Origin of the sequence: Hydrocoleum sp. CS-953, from assembly GCF_002260545.1 — a bacterium.
Lineage (GTDB): Bacteria > Cyanobacteriota > Cyanobacteriia > Cyanobacteriales > Microcoleaceae > Trichodesmium.
On sequence record NZ_LGSU01000378.1, the window covers coordinates 1 to 2,927 of the forward strand.

At 39.5% G+C, this 2,927-nt stretch carries 3 protein-coding genes; 2 read left to right on the forward strand and 1 reads right to left on the reverse strand.

Annotated elements, in window-relative coordinates; genetic code table 11:
* Positions 1 to 20: 20 nt before the first annotated feature.
* Complete coding sequence (locus AFK68_RS03620; RefSeq protein ID WP_094671635.1) at positions 21 to 383, reverse strand: helix-turn-helix domain-containing protein; 363 nt, start codon at positions 381 to 383, stop codon at positions 21 to 23.
* Between the two features lie 175 nt (positions 384 to 558).
* On the opposite strand from AFK68_RS03620, the gene AFK68_RS03625 reads away from it, so the two are divergent.
* A partial coding sequence (locus tag AFK68_RS03625) for an NAD(P)H-dependent oxidoreductase (RefSeq protein ID WP_210407207.1) occupies positions 559 to 1,089 on the forward strand: 531 nt, incomplete at its 3' end.
* 424 nt (positions 1,090 to 1,513) lie between these two features.
* Positions 1,514 to 2,431, forward strand: a complete 918-nt coding sequence (rbsK, locus tag AFK68_RS03630) for a ribokinase (protein ID WP_094671637.1) — start codon at positions 1,514 to 1,516, stop codon at positions 2,429 to 2,431.
* Positions 2,432 to 2,927 lie beyond the last annotated feature (496 nt).

A 2,927-nucleotide genomic window follows, 5' to 3' on the forward strand; every position in this document is an offset into this window, starting at 1 on the left:
CCCCTACTCCCCACTCCCTATTAGATATTCTGCTCCTCCGACCATTTCTTTAACTCTTCTAAAAACCCGATCGCTGTTCTCCCAAAATCAGTTATCTCATAAGTTACGGCAAAAGGCTTGGTACTAACTACGTTACGTTTAACCAAACCATCATCCTCCATTTCTCTTAGCCTTTGAGTTACCATCTTTTTACTCGCTCCGCCAACTTGACGAACTAGATCGCCAAAACGTACAGGTTTATCCTTCAGATGCCAAAGAATAGAACCTTTCCATTTTCCGCCTACAAACCTCATTCCGCGTTCAATTGCGCAAGGTCTAACACAAGGTTCAATTGCCCGTTTGCGACCTAGATCGTCCATTTCTATTTCAATTTTAGAACTCATTCTTCACCTGGTTACTAAAAGTATACTGGTTGACTATACTAACTTGATTTTATATATTTTAATCATGGCAGTAACCAAGAAAAACAATTTCCATATTTCAAGCCTCCTGTTTCACCAGGAGGTACTGATAACTAATAGCTGAAATGACAAATACTAAATCAATTAAGGCCAACTAATGAAAACTCTTCTCTTAATTTTAGGTAAAGAAACTAACGAATTTGCTAAAGGTAACTATAATCAAAGTCTTTTTACGATCGCAGTAGAAACTTTAAAAACTGGTTATGAAGTTTTGACGACTATTGTTGAAGACAGCTATGATGTTCCAGAAGAAATTGCCAAATTCAAACAAGCTGACGCAGTAATCTTTCAATACCCAGTCTACTGGTTCATGATGCCAGCATCATTAAAGCGATACATGGATGATGTCTACGCTTATGGTGAATTTTTCGCCTTTAGTGGTGGTGAATATGCCTCGGGTGGACTAATGAAAGGTAAAAAGTTTATGCTCTCTACTACCTGGAATGCACCCCTAGAAGTCTTCAATAATAATCCGAATAGCTTTTTTGCAGGGCGATCGGTAGAAGAATTGTTGCTACCAATGCGTAAATCCCAGGAATATTGTGGTTTAGAGGAGTTACCTCATTTTTCTTGCCACAACATTATTAAAAATCCTCAATTTGAGTCAGATAAAGACCGGTATATTCGTNAGTTTATGCTCTCTACTACCTGGAATGCACCCCTAGAAGTCTTCAATAATAATCCGAATAGCTTTTTTGCAGGGCGATCGGTAGAAGAATTGTTGCTACCAATGCGTAAATCCCAGGAATATTGTGGTTTAGAGGAGTTACCTCATTTTTCTTGCCACAACATTATTAAAAATCCTCAATTTGAGTCAGATAAAGACCGGTATATTCGTCATTTAACTAGAGTTTTTCTTGATCCATCCTTCTAGAAATGCAGACGTTCAAGAAGTATTATCTATATCAGGAAAGCTTCTGGGATATTGAGGTTTAAGCTAATTTCGAGATTACTGAGAATTTGACTACTTAAAAGGCGATCGCTATTATAATGGCAATAGGCAATATGCCTTTATTAAATTTAGCGATCGCCTTTCCCTATTTACTTACTCTATGAGCATAATTATTTTTGGCAGCATTAACATTGACTTAATTGCAACGACTCCCCGTTTACCGACTCCAGGAGAAACTATTAATGGCAACAACTTTTTTACCGCAGGTGGTGGTAAAGGAGCAAACCAAGCTGTTGCTGCTGCTCGTCTTGGCATTCCGACGAAAATAGTGGGGCGGGTGGGAAATGATAGTTTTGGGCAACAACTTCTGACAAGTTTGCAAACTGCTAATGTTGACACAGCAGGTGTGGTAGTTGATGAGAATATTCATACGGGGGTGGCGGTTATTACGGTTGATGCTCTTGGAGAAAATAGTATTATTGTTGTTCCTGGTGCTAACCATAGTATTAATAATACAGATGTCGAACGCCTGAGAAATTTGCTATCGGATGCCACAGCTTTACTTTTACAATTAGAAATTCCCCTAGAATTTGCTATGAGTGCAGCAAAAGTAGCACAAGAAATGGGAGTGAAAGTTATTCTCGATCCAGCACCAATGTCAGTAAATTTTCCCAATGATTTTTATAGTTTGATTGATATTATTACTCCTAATGAAATTGAAGCAAGTCAACTGGTTGGGTTTGCAGTAAACGATCGAGAAACTGCTACTCAGGCAGCTATTGAGTTATGTCGGCGTGGTGTAAAAAATGCTGTGGTGAAAATAGGAGCTAAAGGTGTTATTTGCGCAACTGCAGAGGAAACATTTTTTCAACCTGCTTTTGTAGTAGAAGCGATCGATACTGTTGCTGCGGGTGATGCTTTTAATGGTGGTTTAGCGGCAGCGTTAGATACGGGTTTGTCATTAAAAGAAGCTGTGAAATGGGGTGCTGCTGCTGGTGCTTTATGTGTTACGAAATCAGGCGCTCAACCTGCTATGGCAGATAGAAAAACATTTGACAATTTTCTTTTAAGAAGGTAGTTGCGTGACACGCCTAAAATACTCTGCAATAGTAGGGGCTGGTTGTAGAAAGTTGCTCAAAAGGTAAGGAAGAAGTAAGAAGGAAGAAGGAAGAAGTTTTAAGAGAAGAAAAAACCTTTATATGGCGGTAGATATTTCCCCAACTTTTACACGCTCCGATACAAACGGACAGGATATCACTTCAAAGGGAGTGGATTCGATCTTAAAGCGCATAGTAGGGACTAACCATGGAACGTCCCTACAAGGTTTTGGTTGTGACGATGTGGTTTATCCATCAGCAAAAGCGCTGTCAAGCAACTTTATCAACTGCTCTATAAAACAGATAAAATATTCACTATAGCAACAGCCAGGGCGATTAGGACATAGACTGATGATGAATCAAAGACCACGGAAACACTTTTCCCACTGTTCCCTGTTCCCTGTTNAGGGCGATTAGGACATAGACTGATGATGAATCAAAGACCACGGAAACACTTTTCCCACTGTTCCCTGTTCC